The sequence below is a fragment of the Dactylosporangium sp. NPDC005555 genome (assembly GCF_040605635.1).
Taxonomy (GTDB): domain Bacteria; phylum Actinomycetota; class Actinomycetes; order Mycobacteriales; family Micromonosporaceae; genus Dactylosporangium.
The window spans coordinates 1-18,195 of the sequence record NZ_JBEXDG010000091.1; the positions used below are offsets into that span (position 1 = coordinate 1).

The following is an 18,195-nucleotide window of genomic DNA, read 5'->3' on the forward strand; positions in this document are numbered from 1 at the left end:
AACCACCCGGCCGCAAACAACGAAACTGGACAGCAACCTTCACAGTCACCATCCAGCCCCATCCATCACCCTGAACGCTTAACTCACCGGCATTGCGCTATGACGACACAATGTCTTCCGGATCATGAGAAATAGGCCGGTGTCGATGGCTGGACCGGGGAGTACCACGGCTCCGGCGGTGATCTTCGGGTGTCGTGGGGGAAGTGAGGACGGCGCCACTTGCACACCACCGACGTGGACACGACCGAAGGGACGCACGTTCGGAGATCGGCGTTTCGGGTGCGGGTGAGTGACCGGGGGTAACCACCGGATGCCGCGTGAGCGGATCCCAGCCAACGCGCAGCGCGGCTGTGCGCCGCGGAGCGGCGCATTGGGGGTCCGGGGTGAGAATCCCCCGGCGGGACCCGCGCGCAGCGTGGGGCAGCGAGCCATCGCCGGAGGCGACAGGCGGGTAACAGCGGCGGCTAGGATCTGCGGATGGGGCGGCGGGCGACGATGAGTGACATCGCTGCGCGGGTCGGGGTGTCGCGGGTGGCTGTCTCGTATGCGCTCAACGGGCGGCCCGGGGTGTCCGAGGATCTGCGGGAGCGGGTCCGGGAGGTCGCCGAGGAGCTCGGGTTCGCGGTGCACCGGCCGGCGGTGGCGATGCACGGGGCGTCCTGCGACGTGGTCGGGCTGACGTTGCGGCGGGCGCCGGCGGCGTTCAGTGTCGAGGTGTTCCGGCGGCAGCTGATCAGCGGGATCCAGATGGAGCTGTCGGCGCGTGGGTTCGGGCTGGCGCTGCAGTTCGTCGACGGGCCCGACGAGGAGATCGCGGTGCACCGCAGGTGGCACGCGGAGCGGCGGGTCGACGGGGTGATCCTGTGCGACCTGCGGCGCGACGACCCGCGGGTGCCGGCGGTCCTCGCGCTCGACCTGCCGGCGGTCGTGGTCGGTGGCAGCGGTGAGATCCCGGGGCTGGCCAACCTGTGGACCGACGAGGCCGCGTCGGCCGGCAAGGTCGTCGGGTATCTGGCCTCGCTCGGCCACACGAGGGTCACGCGGGTGAGCGGGCCGCCGGACATGCTGCACACGCAGGCGCGGACCGAGGCCATCGAGAGGGCCGGCATGGCGGTGACCGTGGTCGCCGCCGACTACACCGGCGATGCCGCCGCGCAGGCGACCCGGCGGATCCTGAGCGGCAAGGACAGGCCGACCGCGATCGTCTACGACAGCGACGTGATGGCGCTCGCCGGGCTCGGGGTGGCGGCGGAGATGGGCATCGGCGTGCCGCGGGAGGTGTCGATGCTCGCGTGGGAGGACTCGCCGTTGTGCGAGCTGGTCCATCCGGCGCTGACGGTCCTGCGGCGCAACATCGCCGACTACGGCGCACAGGCCGCCCGGCTGCTGCTCGAATGTGTCGACGGACGGGCGCCGCGCAGCGTGCGGTACACCAACCCGACCCTCGCCATCAGGGACAGCACCGCCCCCGCCGCCGGCTGAGCGGCAGCGGGGGCGATGCGAGGATCACGCCGGCAGCGTCCAGCGCTGGTTGGTCTGACCGTTGCAGGTCCAGACCTGGATCTGGGTCCCGTCGGCGCTCGACTGCCCGGTGGCGTCCAGGCAGCGGCCGGTCGCCGGGTTGACCAGGGTCTCCCCCAACCGGTTCCACTGCTGGTTGGCGTTGCCGGCGCAGTCCCACAGCTGGGCCTTCGTGCCGTCGGCGGCGACCCCGCCCGCGACGTCGAGGCACTTGCCGAGGGCCCTGACCGTGCCGTCGGTCCCGATGGTCCAGGTCTGCGCGCCGGTGCCGTTGCAGGTGTACAGCTGCACCTTGGTCCCGTTGGCGGTCCCGGAGGCGGCCACGTCGAGGCACTTGCCGGCCAGACCGGTCACCGGGCCGGTCCGTGCGCCCCCGCCGCCCGCGCCCGGCACGGTGAACTCGCCGCGCACCAGGACCCGGCTGTTGAAGTACGTGTTCTGCACGGCGGCGTTGGTGTTGTACGCGGGGTCCGTCAGCCACTCCGCCCACACCATGAAGTAGGTCCACCGCGGCTGGGCCTGCAGCAGCGCGACGCTCGGGACCTGGCCGACCTCGGCGAGCGCGATCGGCTTGCCGCCGGCGACGTTGAGCATCGCCTGGTAGTCCGACGCGCTGGGCGCGTACTTGACCCACATGTCGAGCGTCGCGAGGTCCACATAGGACGCGCCGGGCCAGTAGTCGGCGATCGAGCCCATGTTGACGTCCTTGACGTTCCACACCCACACCAGGTTCGTGAGGCCCTGGGCGTTGGCGTAGTAGTCGTGCACGATCTGGAACAGTTTGCGGCTGCCGTTCGCGCCCGGACGGCCGCCCCACCAGGACCAGCCCTCGTTCATCTCGTGGACCGGGCGGAAGAGCACCGGCACCCCGGCGTTCTGGAGCTGGCGGAGGTACGGGGTCGCCTCGGCGAGACGGTTCTTGAAGGCGGTGTTGAGCGACGTGCCGTCGGTGACGAGCTGGCTCCACTGGGTGTCGCTGAGGTGGCTGAGCACGCCGCCGGTGTCCCAGCCGCAGGTCTGCCCGACGGTCGGCGGGCACATGTGCCAGGTCAGCGCGACGAGCGAGCCGCCCTGCCACTGCCGGACGGCCTCGTTGACCATCGTCTGGCGGGACGACACGTCGGAGGACTGGAAGAGGAGGTCGCCGCCCCACAGGCCGGGCGTCTGGCCGGTGATCTGCTGGGCGACCCGCGTCCACTTGGTCGGGTCGGCGTTGGGCTCACGGTTGTGCTGGCCGGTGATGGTGTACTGCCCGCTGATGCCGCTCAGGTAGCTGATGAGGGCGCTGCGGGTCGACGCGGGGAACGCGTCGGCGGTCTCGGGCCGTGGCTGGGCGACCACAGCGACGACGGCGGCCATGAGGGCGGTGACCGCCACGATCCAGGCTCTTCGCACGGGGGCTCCTTGAAGAAGGTTTACTGAACCGAGTAAGTCCAGGAAACGTACGTCGACCGCTCGAACGCTGTCAATAGAGGTGAACAGATGAAAGCGCGCCGGCTCCCGGCGCCACCTGTCGTTACGACCGGGGGCATATCGTTGACCCCGATTGCCCCGACGGCCGGCTGGAGCGTGGATGCGGCTGCGAGCGCTGGAGAAACAGGTGACGCGGATACTTGCCGGGCTCGACGTCCCGGACCCGTTCGACGTGCGGGTCTTCTGCGCGTCCGTCGCCGCCGCCAGGGGCCGCGACCTGCACCTGCACCAGCTGCCCAGGGCGGGCGCCGACGGCACCGCGTGCGGGCTGTGGCTGTCGACCGACAAGGCCGACCACGTGTTCTACGCGGCCAGCACCGGCTGGCTGCACCAGCAGCACATCATCCTGCACGAGGTCGGGCACATCCTCTGCGACCACGTCACACCGGAGCCGGAGCCCGCGGACGTGACCGCGCTGCTGCTGCCCGACCTCGACCCGGCGACCGTCGCCCGGGTGCTGCGCCGCTCCTCCTACAGCGCGCCGCAGGAGCAGGTCGCCGAGATGATCGCGACCATGCTCAACGAGCGCGCCGCCAGCAGCACCGCCCGGCCGCTCACCGACTCCGCCCTGAGCAACCTGTACGACGCCCTCGCCGAACCCTTCCTGGTCGAGCGCCGTGGCCGTTGACGTCCTGGAGATCACCGTCCTGGTCGCGTTCTGGGCGTTCACGATCTGGCGGTTCGCGACCCCGCAGACCCCGCGCGGCAAGGCCGTCCGGCTCGTCGTGCTGCTGGCGACGCTGTCGTTCACGTTCAACCGGCGGGAGATCTCGTTCGCCACGGACACCGTCCTGCACGTGCCGGACATCTCCGTGCCGCTGAAGAACCTCGCCACCGTCGCCGCGTCGGCCGGCATGGTCCACATCGTCGGGCTGCTGTCCGTCGACCCGGCCCGCTGGGCCTGGCTGCGGCGCGCGGCGTACGCGCTGCTGAGCGTGACCGGCGTCGCCATGAGCGTGCTGTTCCTGCTCGCGCCGCGCCGCCCGGAGCGCTACGACTTCGTCTACGAGCAGGCCGGCACGCCCCTCGTCACCGCGTACGCCGTGCTCACCCAGCTCGGGCTGACCGTCGGGCTGATCTGCGCGCTCGTGCTGTTCCGCCCCGCCGGGCGGGGTGTCGCGCCCGGCCGGCTGCGGATCGGGATGTGGCTGCTGAGCGCCGCCGCCGTGGTCGGGCTGCTGTTCATGACCAACCGTGTCGTGTACCAGATCAGCCACGCCGCCGGCAGCCGTGCCCTGGACGGCACCGGCGCCCAGTCGTTCTCCCGGATGCTCCTCGCCCTGATGTTGCTGCTCTTCGCGCTCGGCGGGGCGATCCCGGCGCTCGGCGGGCTGCGGCGCTGGACGTCACGCTACGTGGCGCTGCAGCGACTCCGGCCGCTGTGGCTGGAGCTGTCCACCGCCGCCCCCGGTGTCGTGCTCGGCGACCCACCCGGACGCGCGGCGGATCTCTTCGCACTCCGCGGTGCCGAGCTCCGCCTGTACCGACGCGTCATCGAGATCAGAGACGCGCAATGGCTGCTCGTCGGGCACGCGGGTGACACGGATGCGGACGCCGCGGCACTGCGGAGCGCGGTCGCGCGGGCGGCGGGCGGTGATCCGGGCACGTCTCCCGACCCCGGCCCGGCTCCCGTCGCGGCTCCCGTCGCGGCTCCCGTCGCGGCTCCCGTCGCGGCTCCCGTCGCGGCGCAGGCATCCGGCCCGCCGGGCGCCTCCCAGCCGGCCGGCGGGCCCGCCGTCGACGCCGAGGTCCGGGCGCTGCTCGGCCTCGCGCGGCGATACCGCGACGCTGCCCCGCAGGACGTCGTGGCCACCCCCGTTTCCTTCACCGGCCACAACGATCCGCCCGACCCGGGTCGTTGACGTCAACTTCAGTTTATGGGGCGACATCGTCCATAAATCTGAGCTTATGATGGAGATTTCCATCGTCAGGGTGCGATTGTCAAGCGTGACCAGTTATCAGGAGGCCAGGTGACCCTCGCGGAGAAGCTCGACCGGCTCTTCGGCACGGTCCATCCGCCGGGCCGCGGCGAGTACAGCTACGAGGAGGTCGCCACCGCCATCCGTGAGCGCGGGGTGATGATCTCCCACACGTACATCTGGCAGCTGCGCAAGGGCGCACGGGACAATCCGACCAAACGGCACCTCGAGGCCCTGGCGGAGTTCTTCGGGGTGAACGCCGCGTACTTCCTCGACGACGAGGCCGCCCGGCGCATCGACGAGCAGCTCGAACTGCTCGCCGCGCTGCGGAACACCGGCGTGCGGACCATGGCGTTGCGCGCGGCCGGGCTGTCCGGCCCGAGCCTCGAGGCGATCCACGGCATGATCGAGCACGCCCGCAGGATCGAGGGCCTTCCGGACGATCCGCCGCCACCCGATGTGGTGTCAAACTGACACGCCGGGCGGGGTGTTGGCCCGGCGGCACGCGACGGTAGCGTTGCGCCAGATCGCGCAGGCGACGGTATGGAGGGTTGGCACATGTCCCAGGGCGGAGAGCTGGCAACGGCTCGCGACGATTCCGGCGCGCGGCCGATCTTCAAGGTCGCGTTGCGCGGCTACGACCAGGGACAGGTCGACCAGTACCTCGCAAAGCGGGACAGGGAGCTCGGGCAGTTCGCCGCGGAGCGCCGGCGGATCGAGGCGGACCGGCAGGACCTCGACACCCGGCTGCGCTCCATGCAGGCGCAGCGCCAGCAGCTGCAGCAGGAGCTGGCCGAGGTCAAGGAGCGGCCCGCGCAGGTCGACAAGGCCTCGTTCCGGCACCTCGGCCCGATGGTCGACGACATCCTCGCGCTCGCGGAGAAGCAGGCCAACCAGATCACCAGCACCACCCAGGAGCGGGCCACGAAGCACCAGGCGGAGGCCGAGAAGGTCCTCGCCGAGGCCCGTGAGCTGGCCGCCAAGACCCTGCAGGACCTCGAGGACGAGCTGGCGAAGCGCCGCGCCGAGGAGCAGCAGGCGTATGAGGAGCGCCGCGCCGCCGCGCAGGCCGAGCTCGCCGAGATCCGCGAGCTGGCCGAGCGCCTGCGCGCCAACAGCGAGGCCGCCCAGCAGCGCGCCGAGCAGGAGGCCGCCAGGATCAACGAGCAGAGCGCCGCCCAGATCAAGCACACCCAGGCCCAGGCGAAGGCGCTGCTCGAGGCGGCCCACCTCAAGATCCAGCAGGAGATCGAGGCCGCCCGCAAGCAGACCCAGCAGGAGCTGGCCCAGTGGAAGGCGGCGGCGGAGCAGGAGATCGCCGACGTCAAGGCCGCCGCCGAGCAGGACGTCGCCACGCACCGCGAGTCGGTCGAGGAGGAGCTCACCCGCCACCGCGCCGCCGTCGACGAGGAGATCGCCGACCTGCGCCGCCGCGCCGAAGAGGCGAACACCGCCGCCCAGCACCAGCTCGCCACCGTCCAGCGCGAGATCCAGGCCCGCCGCCAGGCCCTCACCCAGCTCCAGGCCGAGCTCGAGACCAACCAGCAGCGCCTGGCCCAGACCCGCCGCGAGGGCGCGACCACCGAGCGTGAGGTCGTGCAGTTCCAGCAGCGTCTGAAGGAGACCCGCCAGGACCTCGCCGAGGAGATGGGCCGCCTCGAGGAGGCCCGCTCGGCCGCCGAGGGCGCGGAGCGCCACGCCAAGGAGGTCCGCGCCCGCGTCCAGCGCGAGGCGAAGCGCGTCGCCGACCTGGCCGCCGCCGCCGTCATGGCCGCCGCCGCGGGCGGGGAGACCGGCGAATACACGAAGATCCCGGTCCGCACCGCCGCAGAACGCGCCGCGGACCAGCAGCGGGTCGCCGACCAGCAGCGCCTGGCCGAGCAGGACCCCGCGGGTCAGCCGTCCGCAGGTCAGCCAGCCGGGGGCCAGCCTTCCGGGGGGCAGCAGCCCATGGGTCAGCCGTCCGCGGGGCAGCAGCCCATCGCTGTGCCGACCGCCGCTGCGCAGCCTGTCGCCGTGCACCCGCTGACCGGTCAGCCCGTCGCGGTCCACCCGCTCTCCGGCCAGCCGCTGCCGGCCGCCGGTCACCCCCTCGGCGGGCACCCGCTGGCTGGCCGCCCTGTCGCGGGTCTGCCCGGCGCGGCCAACGGCGCCGACCAGTCCGCTGACGCGGACCAGCAGGATGACGCGGACGCCGACGCGACGGCCGACGACAGCGCCTCCGGCGAGCACCCCTCCCTCGGCGAGCAGCTCCGCGGCACCAACGGCCGCGGCGGCGACCCCCTCGGCGACAGCCGCACGGGCGAGCACGGACCCCTGGGCACGAACGGCCGCGGCAGCGACAGCCGGACCGGCGAGCACGGCCCCCTCGGCGGCGGCAACGGCCGCGGCGAGAGCGGCTCCCGGAGCCTCTTCGAGCCCAGGTCCGGCACCCACGAGGCAGCGTCCGACGCCGACCGCCCCACCGCCGGCAACGGCTACGCCCGCCACTCCTCGGACCACACCGTCCCGGCCCAGCGCGACGCCCGCGACCAGTCGGACGCCAACCGCTAGCCCTCACGCCCCACCAGCGCCGGCCACACGGCCACCGCGAACGGCGACCGGTTCCCATCCGGTCGCCGTTTCCATGACCGGACCCTGACCACTCCCGGTCTAACCATCGACACCGGCCACTTTCCCATGATCCGGAAGAGTCTGTGCTGCTCTGACGACATAAAGTCTTCCGGATGCGCGGGGTCGTGCGGTCCGACCCGAGTTTCAAGATCGCCTATGCCCACGACCCGGAGCGCTGGGTCGTCATCGGCTACGACTGGGGCGAGCCGAGCCGCACCATGTGGGACCGCTGAGGGAACGCTGAAAGGGCGCCACCCCGCCGGGTGGCGCCCTTTGTAGCGGTGCGGTGCGTGTGGCCAGCGCCCTGCCAGCATAATTGGCCGCTACTGAGGCGACTGTGCCCCGATCTGGAATCGGGGGGCCTGCCGGCCGGGCCTGACGCAGTCCCGCAACACCTGTGATTCAACCGGATCCGGGTCCGGCCCGGCAACCGGTTTTCAGGCCGCCGCGGCGAACAGTGACGCGTACACCAGCCGCGACCCGTCCGTGACCACCTGCCCGCCGACGGCCGGACCGTCCACGGTGGACAGTCGCAGGCCGAGGTACCGGTCCTCCTCGACCAGCGAGTCCGGCCGCCAGGAAGCGCGCTCCAGCCAGGCGCCCACCTCGTCGGCGACCGACTGCCGGCGCCGCCGCAGCCCGGTCCGCACCTCGTCGAGCGACCCGGCGGCGCACGGCTCCGCGGCGGGCTCCGACGTGGACAGTGCGTGGGACCAGGCGGCCGGGCCGTAGGCGAAGCAGACCAGTGCCGTCCACACCTCGGCGAAGTACACCGGGTCCGGCGCGATCTCCACCCCGGCGAGCTCGCCGCCGACGAAGAACAACGCTCCGACCTGCCCGTCGAGGAGCTCCAGGCGGCTCTGGTACTGGGTGAGCACCGCCCGCTTCCGGGTCAGCACCTGCTCCAGGTGGCCCCGCGCGGGCAGCCCGTGCGAGCCGTTGAACCGCGCGATGTCGCCCCACAGCTTGCTGTACTGGCTGGTCCCCCGCAGCCGCAGCGCGGCCGGGCGCAGCTCGACCGGCAGGACGAAGAACCACTGGTCCCGCTCCGACAGGTAGCCGCCCTGGCTCTCCTGCACGCAGCAGGCGTCGTCGAAGCGCAGCGTCTGCCCGGCCGCGATGAACGCCGACCGGCACAGCGCGTGGTTCTGCGCCGAGTCCTGGATGTACCCCACGTGCAACGGCACGATCGCCACCCCGGACGCGGCGGGATTGGTCAGCTCGACCTGGCCGTACGTCACGACCCGGCTGAGCTTCAGCCCGCTGCGCGGCGGCGCGATGCCCGGATACGACGGCCCGAAGACCGGCACCATGCTCAGCGCCCCGGCCCGCTGCGGCGGTCCGAGCGTGTAGCCGGTGGCGTCGACCCCGGCCGGAACCGGCAGGTTCATGATGGTCCCCCTTCCAGAGCGAAGCGTTCGAGGGCAGCGAGCCGGCGGTGCAGCTCGGCCACGGTCCACCGGTCGGCGGCGGCACTGTCCACATGCGACAGCAGCCACAGGACGAGCGGCGCCAGGTCGTCCGTGTGCCAGAACGTGCGCTGCGGCAGCCGCGGCGCCGGCCGGCGCAGGGACAGGTCGTCGGCGTGGCCGAACGTGGCCTGGCACAGGACGACCGGCGTGCGCACCCCGGCGCCGGGCAGGGCGTCGGTGACCCACGCCAGGTCGCCCGGGTGGACGTTCTCGTAGCCGTCGGAGGCGACCGCCACGACGTCCGGCGCGACCGGTCCCGACAGCGCGTCCAGGACGCCCGTGGCGAGGTCGGTGGCGCCGCCGGGGCGTCCGCCGCTGCCGCCGACCCGCACGACGACCAGCCGCGCGCACACCCTGTCGAGGACCCGCCGGAACGCGGCGACCTGCGACGCGACCGCCCACTCCCGGTCGCCGTAGCCGCGCATGGACGCGGAGTCGTCCAGGACCAGCGCGACGGTGCCCTCGTAGCGGGGCAGCCCGGCGACGGCCTCGTCGGTGAACCGCGCGACCGCCGGCAGCAGCTCGCCGCCGGGCCCGCCGCGCAGCAGGTGCACGAGCGTCGCCGCGAGGTCGCCCCGGTTGGTGGCGGTGACGGTGTCCGGCCGCGGGCCGGTCAGGTCGAGGTCGCCGCGCGCCGCCGGGAGCGGGAGCAGCCCGGTGCCGTCGCGGTGCCGGTACATCACCGGAATCCGCGCAACGGCGGACGGACCCAGCAGGCGGTGCCTCGGCTCGGCGCCCCGGCGCAGGGCGTCGAGGCAGGCGCGGGCGACGCCACGGCCGAGGGCGTGCTCGAAGCAGTCCTGGACGACCGAGCGGCGGGCGGCGGCGATCTCGGCGGCGTGCGGGTGCTCCAGGAGCACGGTCAGCGCGGTCCGGGTGACGTGCCGGTGGTTGGCGCGGCGCCGCCGGACGGCGAGCAGCACCGTGAGCACGTCGGCGGGCGCGAGGCCGAGCGCCAGGACGCGGGTGACCCGTGCGAGGGTGTCGCGGTCAGCGTCGCCGAGCCCGGCGCGGGAGTGCAGGAGCAGCCGCAGCAGCATCCTGGCCCGCTGCGGGGCGAGGACGCCGGGGGTGAGCGCGGTCAGCGCGTACCGTTGCGGTCCGGCCGTGTACGCATCGAGGTGCACGGTCTCGTCGTCGAACAGCACGGCACCGGCCCGCGGCACCCGCAGCGGGGTGTCGTGGAGCTGGAGATGCCGGACGAATTGCACTGTCACGTCCCGCACGGTCGCACGCGGAAAATCACTGGAGCGAATGCGTTTCCGTATGCAACCGGTGACCGGGCGGCGGCGTGTTCCTGGGCATGGCAGACGCCGACACGTTCGCGGAGTTCTACCGGGACACCTACCGGGGGCTGGTCGCGCAGCTCGTCGTGTACACGGGCGACCTCGGTGAGGCCCAGGACGTGGCGCAGGAGGTGTACGTCCGGGCGTGGGCGCGCTGGCGGCGGATCAGCGCCTACGACGACCCGCGGGCGTGGATCGGGCGCGTCGGGCACAACCTCGTCATCAGCCGGTGGCGGCGGGCCCGCACCGCGATCGCCGGCTGGACGCGGCACGGACCGCCACCGCCGGTCCCCGGGCCCGACCCGCAGACCCTGGACCTCGTGGACGCGCTGCGACGGCTGCCGGAGCCGCAGCGGCGGGCGCTCGTGCTGTTCCACCTCGGCGGGTTCGCGGTCGCGGAGATCGCCCGGATGGAGGGCGCGCCGGAGAACACCGTGAAGGCACGCCTGGCCCGCGGCCGGCAGGCGCTCGCGCCGATGCTGACCATCACCGACCCGCTGGATGCGAGGCAGTCATGACCGACGTCGTCGAGCGGGCGTTCGAGAACCTGCGGGGGCGGGTCATGGACACCGCGGTCGTCCCGCCGGCCGAGCTGATCGAGGCGCGCGGGCGGCGCCGTCGCGCGGGGCACGTGGCGCTCGCCGGGTTCGCGGTCCTCGCGGTCATCGCGGGCGGTGTCGCGGTCGCCGGCCGCCCCGGCACGTCGCCGTCCCCGGTCGCGGTGTCGCCGTCGGTGCCGCCGCCGGCCCCGGCCGGAAGCCGCTCCGAGCGTCTCCCGCCGGGCATCCTCTCCCCCGAGTCGCAGGCCGCGGAGGGCGGTGACGACCACGCCTACTCGCAGGAGTGCTTCGGGCAGCCGGTCGCGAGGCGGGCGATGAGCCAGGACATCGGGGAGCGGGAGCAGCGGGTCCGGCTCGGCGAGGCCCTGTACGTGTACCGGGACGAGGCCACGGCGAAGGCGGTGATGCGGGACCTGCGGCCGAAGCTGCGGCAGTGCACCGGTTTCCCGGACGAGAAGGTCCTGCAACCGGCCGGCAGCCCCGAGTTCGGCGACGAGGCGGCGTCGATCACGGTCGCGTGGCCGCTCGACGGCGCCGGGGAGCACGCCGGTGAGCCGTTCCGCCTGCTGGTGGTGCGGGTCGGCACGGCGATCGTCACGTTCGACGGCCTCGTCACCGCACCCGGCCAGGACGCCCGCATGACCACGATGATCGCCCGCATGTGCGTCTTCCGGTCCGCCTGCCCGCCCCGGTACGCCCAGCCGGCGGCACCCGTCGCCGGGGGCGAGGCGTGGGCCGTGGCCGTCGGCGTGGACGCGTTCGCGGGTCAGCGACCGGCGCCGCACGAGACGGCGGGCGACCTGGCCGTGGACGGCTACCTGGCCAGGGTCGTGCCGCTCGCGTGCGACGTGGGCGCCGCCGCGGCCCTGGGCGCCCCGCCGGGCGACGACTACTCGGTCGTCTACTTCGGATCGGAGCGGGACGCGAAGGCCCTCGCCGACCCGTCCGGGCTGAAGGTCGTCAAGGTCCGGACCTACTGCGTCTGAGCGGGGAACGACCGTACGGGCCGCTGCATATACAGCTTCCGGGCGCCGTCGACATCGCCGCGGCGGTGCACAAGACTCGGGGACCAGGGCGGGTCCACGGCGGGGTCGACAGGGGGCGGGCATGAGTGTCGCGCAGGCGCGGGCGGAGTACACGTTCAGCGGCGGCAGGGCGGGATCCGGGCCGGCGACGTGGGGGCAGCAGGCGATCTGGGACGTGGTGCGCAACCTTGGCAGCGACGCCGCGCGGTACAACGTGAGCGGCGGCATGCCGTTGCCCTCGCCGGTGCCGGCGGCGCGGGTCGAGGCCGCGGTCCGGGACCTGGTGCTGCTGCACGAGTCGCTGCGGACCCGGCTGCGGCCCGCCGGCGACGGCCGGCTCGACCAGGTCGTGTCCGCCGCCGGCGGCATCCCCGTCACGACCCGCGAGGCGACCCCGGACACCGTCGACGCGACGGCGTACGCGCTGCGCGACGAGCTCCTCGCGGTCCCGTTCGACGCCGAACGGGAGTGGCCGCTGCGGGTCGGCGTCGTCGAGGCCGGCGGCGGGGTCCGTTACGTCGTGTTCTTCCTGTCCCACACCGCGTCCGACGGCTGGGGGCTGCGGAACCTCCTGGCGGACTTCGCGGCGCTGCTGCGCGGGCCGCTGCCGCCGCGGGAGCTGCTGCAACCCCTGGAGGAGGCCGCGTTCCAGACGTCGGACCGGGGGCGCCGCCGCGACGCCGCCGCCCGCCGCTCCTGGCTGGCGAAGCTCGGCGCCGGCCCGCCGAGCATGTTCCCGGCGCGGGCCGGCGCGCGGCCCGCGGCCGCGTTCCCGAACGCGGTCCTCAACTCCCCCGCCCTGGGCCTGGCCCTGGACCGGGTCGCGGCGTCGTTGTCCGTCACGCCCGCCTCGGTCGTCCTCGCGGCGGCGGCCGCGTCCGCGGCCCGGATCACCGGGGTCGGCGAGGCCGTCTTCCAGGTGGTCGTCAACAACCGGTTCCTGCCCGGGATGGCCGGCGGCGTCACCACGATCGCGCAGGAAGGGCTCTTCCACCTCACCGGCACCACCCGGGTCGCCTTCGCGGATCTGGTACGCCGGACCTTCGGGGCCGCCCTGTCCGCGCAGCGGCACTCGTACTACGACAAGCTCGCCCTCGACCGGGACATCGCCGCCTTCGGCGGGCCCTGCGACCACTCGTGCTTCGTCAACGACCAGCGCGGCCTGATGCCGGCCCTCGGGTTCGCGCCGCCGGCCCCGGTGCCGCTGCGGGAGGCGCTGACCCGCACGACGCTGACCTGGCCGGTGGAGCACGAGCCGCGCCGGGGCGTGTCGTTCGCTCTCGACGCGCAGGACGCGCCCGGCGCGCTCGAGCTCGCGATGACCGCCGACAGCGCGCTGATGCCCCGCGCCGACATGGCCGCCTTCCTCTTCGGCGTCGAGGACCTCATCGTCTCCGAGGCCCTCGACGCCGGGTGATCAGACCTTCCAGACCCACACGTCGGCGATGTGCTCGCCGGGACCGAAGAGCTGGTCGGCGGTCTGGCGGACGGCGTCGCTGTTGCCGTGGCCGTCGGCGAGGATGATCCGCGACGCCTTCCAGTACGCCAGGTCGGTGCGGGCCTGCTGGATCTGCTCTGGCGCGAGGACCGGCACGACGCCGTCGTTGCCGACCTGCCCGAGGAGGCTCCAGGTCGGTGGGTACGTCGGGCCGAACATCGCCTTGCGCTCCGGGTCGTTCGGGTCGGGGGCGAGGAAGTAGCCACCGGCGATCTTGAAGTCGATGCGCGAGTCGATGGACCAGCGCATCGCGTCCAGGCCCTCCCACCAGCCGCCGGGGATGACCACGACCGTGGCCTGCTCCGGCACGTGCTCCCGCCACATCCCGCTGCTGAAGAACACCGGTGGCGGCGGCCGGTCGTTCGTCGGCTGCGGCGTCGGTACGAGCGGCAGCAGCGCCATCGCGAGGGCGGCCGCCCACAGCCAGCGGCCCGCGTAGGGCAGCGGCTCCTCGTCCTCGTCCTGCCTGACGCGGAGCCTGCCGGCGGCGGCGTCCCCTGTGGCGTCCCCCGTGGCGTCCCCCGTGGCGTCCGCCGGTGGCTCCGAGGCGTGCATGTCGGTGGCCGGGGCTTCCGCGGCGAACGCGGCGGACTCCGTGGCCTGGCCGGTGGCCGGGAACGGCGGCGGCACCACGAACCGGTCGACCAGGATCGCCAGGAGAACGCCGACGAGGGGGGTCACGACGAGCGCGACCCGGGTCGGCACCACCGAGTCGAACAGCGGCAGGTCGACCAGGAAGCGCCACGGGCCGTGCCAGGTGGTCTCCTCGCCCTGGTAGCGCACGACCGGGCCGAGCGACAGCAGCCCGAACACGACGGCGGTGACGAACAGGGCCCGCGCGCCCCGGTGCCGCCACAGCGCGGCCGCGGCGGCCGGCAGGAGCAGCAGCAGCGGCCAGCCGAAGAACGTGTTCTCCTCCGTCGGCCCGCCGAGCTTCTCGATGCGGGTCACGTCGCCGAGGATCGAGCGGCGGCTGAAGTTGTAGAACGACGCCCAGTCGGCGCTGAAGCCGTGCACAAAGTCGGGCAGCCCGTGGTACGCCTGCGGCCCGGCGAACTGGTGGTAGAGCGGGTACGCCATGACGACGCCCGCGGCCAGCGCGGTGACACCCAGCGCCGGCAGGGCCGCCCGCGCCGCCGGCAGCATGTCGCGCGGCCGCAGGTACACCAGCAGGAACACCAGCAACGCGAACGCCGCGAGGAAGAGCACCTCCTCGTTGATGAAGCACTGGTAGACCACCAGCGCCGCCAGGATCAGCCCCTTGCGGACCGTGCCGCCGGGTTGCCGCATGCGGAACACGGCCCACAGGATCAGCGGGATCATGAACTGGCCGGCGATGTTGGGGTGCGCGGTCGTCTGCGACACCATCGCGGGGGCGAAGCCGCAGAACAGCGCGCCCAGGTAGGCTGCCGACCGGGACCGCACCACCTCGCAGCGCAGCAGCATGAAGAACCACGCGATCGCAGTGCCGGCGGGTGCGATGGTGCTGATGAGCGCGAACGTGACCGAAGCACCGAACAGCAGCGTGATCGGGGCGAGCGGCAGGGCGAGCCCGAGGATGGACGTGTTGGCCATCAGGTTCACGCCCAGGGGCGCGTTGAGCTGGTCGGTGAGGAAAGGGTTGTCACCGTGGGTGAACAGCCGCGCGGCGTGCGTGAGCACCCATTCGAAGAAGACCTGGTCCTGGTTGTTGTCGGCCAGCATCCTGGTCTGCGGTGCCGCCCACAGATGGTGGAACAGCACGACGGAGAAGACCACGTAGCTCAGGGCGACAAGAGCGTTCTTTCCGCCGGTTTTCACGGGTGAGACCATAGCTGGACGCCTGCCGTTGGCGCACGCCTTGCCCAGCCACTGGCCTCATCGCATCGACGCCGATAAACTACGCCAATTCCGGATAACATGATCAGATCGTTGGATCGACGAGCTACCGAGGAGACGCCGTGCCGCCTGGAGGCGATCGGGATCGCAGTGCGGAGATCCTCGGTGACCAGCTCATCCAGTCCGAGGTCCTCGAAGGTCTCGCGATGGCGAAGAACCACCGCAAGTGGTTCGTCGCATTCGCGACCCCTTATCTCGGCGACGACCCGATCGAGGTCAGCGCCGGCCTGGGTGACTACGCGGCGGAGTGGCTGGAGCACGCACCGAGGATGACGGTCACGGAGGCCGACCCGGACCGGCTGCTCGCGCTCAAGGAGCGCTTCTCGGCCAACCGCGAGGTCGCGATCCGCGAGCTGATGCTGCCGAGCGAGATCACCGCCGAGCACAGCGCCGCCGTGTCCTACAACGTCCTGGAGCACATCGAGGACCACCTCGGCGCCCTGCAGACCATGCGCTCCCTGGTCCGCCCCGGCGGCTACGTGGTCATCGTGGTCCCGGCGTTCCCGTTCGCGATGGGCCCGGCCGACATCGCGACCGGCCACGTGCGGCGGTACACGAAGAAGACCATGCGGGAGGTCCTGCTGGCGGCGGATCTGGAGATCGAGCGGCTGCACTACGCCAACTCGCTCGGCCTGATCGGCTACTACGTGTCGACGTGCCTGCTGCGCCAGAAGCCGGGTCCCGGCCTGATGGTCAAGTTCTACGACTCGACGGTCGCCCCGATGACCCGCTTCGCGGAACGCTTCGTCACCCCGCCCTTCGGGCAGTCCGTGATCGCCATCGCCCGCCGCCCCGCCTGAAAGTTTCGCTGTTCCGCCTTTTCGTCAGCACCGACTTTTCGTCAGCACCGACGGCGGGGCGTGGCGGCGGCGAGCCGGCGGCGGGGCCGGCGGTGACGATCGGGTAGCCGTCCACAGGATCCGCCTGGCCGGACGACAGGATCCAGCCGGCGAGCCGCTCGTGCCGGCACAGCGCGGGTCAGCATTCGATGACGGTGACCGCCAGGCCGCCGCGGGCGGTCTCCTTGTACTTCACCGACATGTCGCGGCCGGTGTCGCGCATGGTGCGGATGGCCTTGTCGAGGGTCACCTTGTGGCTGCCGTCGCCGTTCAGGGCGAGCCTTGCCGCGTTGATCGCCTTGACGCTGGCGATGGCGTTGCGTTCGATGCAGGGGATCTGGACGAGGCCGCCGACCGGGTCGCAGGTCAGGCCGAGGTTGTGTTCCAGGCCGATCTCCGCGGCGTTCTCGACCTGGGCGGGGGTGCCGCCCATGACCTCGCACAACCCAGCGGCGGCCATCGCGCAGGCCGAGCCCACCTCCCCCTGGCAGCCCACTTCCGCGCCGGAGATGGAGGCGTTGCCCTTGATGAGGATGGCGATGGCGGCGGCGGTGAGGAGGAAGCGGGCGACGCCGTCGTCGGTGGCGCCGGGGACGAAGCGGGTGTAGTAGTGCAGGACGGCGGGGATGATGCCGGCGGCGCCGTTGGTGGGGGCGGTGACGATGCGGCCGCCGGACGCGTTCTCCTCGTTGACGGCGAGCGCGTAAAGGTTCACCCAGTCGAGCACGCGGAGCGGATCGTGGCCCACGGAGCTCTTGAGGTCGCGGAACAGCGCCGGGGCGCGTCGCGGCACGCGCAGGCCGCCGGGCAGGACACCGTCCAGGGAGCGGTTGCAGCCGCGGTCGACGCATTCCTGCATGACGGACCACAGGTGCAGCAGGCCGGCCCGGGTCTCGGAGTCGGGGCGCCAGGCGCGCTCGTTGGCGTACATCAGCGAACTCACCGGCATCGAGAGCTCGTGGCACAGGGCGAGCAGCTCACCGCCGGTCGTGAAGGGGTGCGGCAGGACCGTGGTGTCGGCGACGACGCCGGTGTCGCCGACGACGAACCCGCCGCCGACGGAGAAGTAGGTCTTCTCCAGCAGCGCGGCGCCGTCGGCGGAGAAGGCCTGGAAGCGCATGCCGTTGGGGTGTTCGGGCAGGGACTTGCGCCGGTGCAGGACCACGTCGTCGTCGACGGAGAACGGCACGAGCGACCCGCCGGGAAGGCGGAGCCGGCCGGTGGCCCGGACGGCGGCGACCAGTTCGTCGGCGCTGTCGGTGTCCACCGTCGCCGGGTCCTCGCCGAGCAGGCCGAGCACGACGGCCTTGGCCGAGCCGTGGCCGTGGCCGGTGGCGCCGAGCGAGCCGAACAGCTCCGCCCGCACCCGCCCGACCGGGCCGGCGAGCGCCGTCGCGAAGCGGCGGGCGGCGCGCATCGGGCCGACGGTGTGTGACGACGAGGGTCCGATGCCGACGGAGTACAGGTCGAACGCGCTCAGGGTCGAGGCGGCCACCCCGCTCACCCGACCAGGGCGGCGTAGCCGGCGGCGTCGAGGAGGTCGGGCGTGCCGGTGAGGTCGAGCTCGAAGAGCCAGCCGCGCTCGTACGGGTCGTCGTTGACCAGCCCCGGTTCGCCGGCCAGCACGGCGTTGACCGAGACGACGACACCGTCGGCGGGGGCGACGAGGTCGCTGACGGACTTGGTGGACTCGATCTCGCCGCAGGGCGTGCCGGCGGTGACGGTCGCCCCGACCTCGGGCAGCTGCACGTGGACGACGTCGCCGAGCGCGGCGGCGGCGTACGCCGTGATGCCCACCCGACCGTCGAGCAGCCATTCGTGGTCGCGGGTGTAGCGCAGGTGCGGCGGGATCGCGGACATGACGCTCATTTCTGCGAGGAGTGGAGGGGCAGCGGCCCGGTGGTGAGCGGGGTCCGCGCCGGGAGCACGTCCCGCCCGGCGACGTCGAAGGACCCGCCGGCGTGCCCGCATGGCACGGCGAAGAACACGGCGGGGTCCGCGGTGTTCGCGGCATGCGGGGAGCGGCGTTCCGCCAGGAGGTGGACGACCAGGTCGTCGGGGAAGGTGGGCGTGGCGCCCGGATCGCGGTGCACGTCGAGCAGCGGTGTCAC

16 protein-coding genes are annotated in these 18,195 nt (G+C 72.8%); 9 read left to right on the forward strand and 7 right to left on the reverse strand.

Going from position 1 to position 18,195, the window contains the following annotated elements:
- The first annotated feature begins 495 nt into the window (after positions 1-495).
- The gene (locus ABZS58_RS47670; protein WP_354791107.1) at positions 496-1,482 is read left to right on the forward strand and encodes a LacI family DNA-binding transcriptional regulator; all 987 of its coding nucleotides are present in this window, start codon (positions 496-498) and stop codon (positions 1,480-1,482) included.
- Between the two features lie 24 nt (positions 1,483-1,506).
- Here ABZS58_RS47670 and ABZS58_RS47675 read toward each other — a convergent pair whose 3' ends face one another.
- Positions 1,507-2,916, reverse strand: a complete 1,410-nt coding sequence (locus ABZS58_RS47675; protein ID WP_354791108.1) for a glycosyl hydrolase — start codon at positions 2,914-2,916, stop codon at positions 1,507-1,509.
- Positions 2,917-3,094: 178 nt separating this feature from the next.
- Here ABZS58_RS47675 and ABZS58_RS47680 point away from each other — a divergent pair, with 178 nt between their 5' ends.
- From ABZS58_RS47680 to ABZS58_RS47695, 4 genes are all read left to right on the forward strand, one after another.
- On the forward strand, positions 3,095-3,622 hold the full coding sequence (locus ABZS58_RS47680) for a hypothetical protein (protein WP_354791109.1): 528 nt from the start codon (positions 3,095-3,097) through the stop codon (positions 3,620-3,622).
- On the forward strand, positions 3,612-4,856 hold the full coding sequence (locus ABZS58_RS47685; protein ID WP_354791111.1) for an MAB_1171c family putative transporter: 1,245 nt from the start codon (positions 3,612-3,614) through the stop codon (positions 4,854-4,856). The genes ABZS58_RS47680 and ABZS58_RS47685 overlap by 11 nt, the downstream gene beginning before the upstream one ends.
- Positions 4,857-4,964: 108 nt before the next feature.
- The gene (locus tag ABZS58_RS47690) at positions 4,965-5,387 is read left to right on the forward strand and encodes an XRE family transcriptional regulator (RefSeq protein ID WP_354791112.1); all 423 of its coding nucleotides are present in this window, start codon (positions 4,965-4,967) and stop codon (positions 5,385-5,387) included.
- 84 nt (positions 5,388-5,471) lie between these two features.
- Positions 5,472-7,466: a hypothetical protein gene (locus ABZS58_RS47695; RefSeq protein WP_354791114.1), complete on the forward strand. Its 1,995-nt coding sequence runs from the start codon at positions 5,472-5,474 to the stop codon at positions 7,464-7,466.
- A gap of 497 nt (positions 7,467-7,963) precedes the next feature.
- Here the strand turns inward: ABZS58_RS47695 and ABZS58_RS47700 are convergent, their stop codons facing one another.
- Both ABZS58_RS47700 and ABZS58_RS47705 read right to left on the reverse strand, forming a co-directional pair.
- Positions 7,964-8,917, reverse strand: coding sequence for a DUF6569 family protein (locus ABZS58_RS47700; protein WP_354791116.1), 954 nt, complete (start codon positions 8,915-8,917; stop codon positions 7,964-7,966).
- On the reverse strand, positions 8,914-10,215 hold the full coding sequence (locus tag ABZS58_RS47705) for a hypothetical protein (RefSeq protein WP_354791117.1): 1,302 nt from the start codon (positions 10,213-10,215) through the stop codon (positions 8,914-8,916). The genes ABZS58_RS47700 and ABZS58_RS47705 overlap by 4 nt, the downstream gene beginning before the upstream one ends.
- Positions 10,216-10,301: 86 nt before the next feature.
- Between ABZS58_RS47705 and ABZS58_RS47710 the strand changes: the two genes are divergently transcribed.
- The 3 genes from ABZS58_RS47710 to ABZS58_RS47720 all read left to right on the forward strand — a co-directional run bounded on the left by ABZS58_RS47710 (position 10,302) and on the right by ABZS58_RS47720 (position 13,286).
- On the forward strand, positions 10,302-10,802 hold the full coding sequence (locus tag ABZS58_RS47710; protein WP_354791119.1) for a sigma factor-like helix-turn-helix DNA-binding protein: 501 nt from the start codon (positions 10,302-10,304) through the stop codon (positions 10,800-10,802).
- Positions 10,799-11,830, forward strand: a complete 1,032-nt coding sequence (locus tag ABZS58_RS47715; protein WP_354791121.1) for a hypothetical protein — start codon at positions 10,799-10,801, stop codon at positions 11,828-11,830. The genes ABZS58_RS47710 and ABZS58_RS47715 overlap by 4 nt, the downstream gene beginning before the upstream one ends.
- Positions 11,831-11,951: 121 nt before the next feature.
- Positions 11,952-13,286: a condensation domain-containing protein gene (locus ABZS58_RS47720; RefSeq protein WP_354791122.1), complete on the forward strand. Its 1,335-nt coding sequence runs from the start codon at positions 11,952-11,954 to the stop codon at positions 13,284-13,286.
- On the opposite strand, the gene ABZS58_RS47725 is transcribed toward ABZS58_RS47720, so the two are convergent.
- Complete coding sequence (locus ABZS58_RS47725; protein WP_354791123.1) at positions 13,287-15,167, reverse strand: hypothetical protein; 1,881 nt, start codon at positions 15,165-15,167, stop codon at positions 13,287-13,289. It lies immediately after the preceding gene.
- A gap of 224 nt (positions 15,168-15,391) precedes the next feature.
- Here ABZS58_RS47725 and ABZS58_RS47730 point away from each other — a divergent pair, with 224 nt between their 5' ends.
- Complete coding sequence (locus ABZS58_RS47730) at positions 15,392-16,045, forward strand: methyltransferase domain-containing protein (RefSeq protein WP_354791136.1); 654 nt, start codon at positions 15,392-15,394, stop codon at positions 16,043-16,045.
- Positions 16,046-16,223: 178 nt separating this feature from the next.
- Here ABZS58_RS47730 and ABZS58_RS47735 read toward each other — a convergent pair whose 3' ends face one another.
- From ABZS58_RS47735 to ABZS58_RS47745, 3 genes are read right to left on the reverse strand one after another with little or no spacing between them, the layout of a single operon-like run.
- Positions 16,224-17,579, reverse strand: coding sequence for an L-serine ammonia-lyase (locus ABZS58_RS47735; protein WP_354791137.1), 1,356 nt, complete (start codon positions 17,577-17,579; stop codon positions 16,224-16,226).
- A 5-nt stretch (positions 17,580-17,584) separates the two neighbouring features.
- Positions 17,585-17,944, reverse strand: coding sequence for a glycine cleavage system protein GcvH (gcvH, locus tag ABZS58_RS47740; RefSeq protein WP_354791125.1), 360 nt, complete (start codon positions 17,942-17,944; stop codon positions 17,585-17,587).
- A gap of 5 nt (positions 17,945-17,949) precedes the next feature.
- Complete coding sequence (locus ABZS58_RS47745; RefSeq protein WP_354791126.1) at positions 17,950-18,195, reverse strand: hypothetical protein; 246 nt, start codon at positions 18,193-18,195, stop codon at positions 17,950-17,952.

Excerpts from the sequence above, each read along its gene's own strand:
- ABZS58_RS47730 (WP_354791136.1), top strand. The coding sequence starts at position 15,392 with ATGGCGAAGAACCACCGCAAGTGGTTCGTCGCATTCGCGACCCCTTAT.
- ABZS58_RS47720 (WP_354791122.1), top strand. The coding sequence starts at position 11,952 with ATGAGTGTCGCGCAGGCGCGGGCGGAGTACACGTTCAGCGGCGGCAGG.
- ABZS58_RS47680 (WP_354791109.1), top strand. The coding sequence starts at position 3,095 with ATGCGGCTGCGAGCGCTGGAGAAACAGGTGACGCGGATACTTGCCGGG.
- ABZS58_RS47710 (WP_354791119.1), top strand. The coding sequence starts at position 10,302 with ATGGCAGACGCCGACACGTTCGCGGAGTTCTACCGGGACACCTACCGG.
- ABZS58_RS47700 (WP_354791116.1), bottom strand. The coding sequence starts at position 8,917 with ATGAACCTGCCGGTTCCGGCCGGGGTCGACGCCACCGGCTACACGCTC.
- ABZS58_RS47715 (WP_354791121.1), top strand. The coding sequence starts at position 10,799 with ATGACCGACGTCGTCGAGCGGGCGTTCGAGAACCTGCGGGGGCGGGTC.
- ABZS58_RS47670 (WP_354791107.1), top strand. The coding sequence starts at position 496 with ATGAGTGACATCGCTGCGCGGGTCGGGGTGTCGCGGGTGGCTGTCTCG.
- ABZS58_RS47695 (WP_354791114.1), top strand. The coding sequence starts at position 5,472 with ATGTCCCAGGGCGGAGAGCTGGCAACGGCTCGCGACGATTCCGGCGCG.
- gcvH (WP_354791125.1), bottom strand. The coding sequence starts at position 17,944 with ATGTCCGCGATCCCGCCGCACCTGCGCTACACCCGCGACCACGAATGG.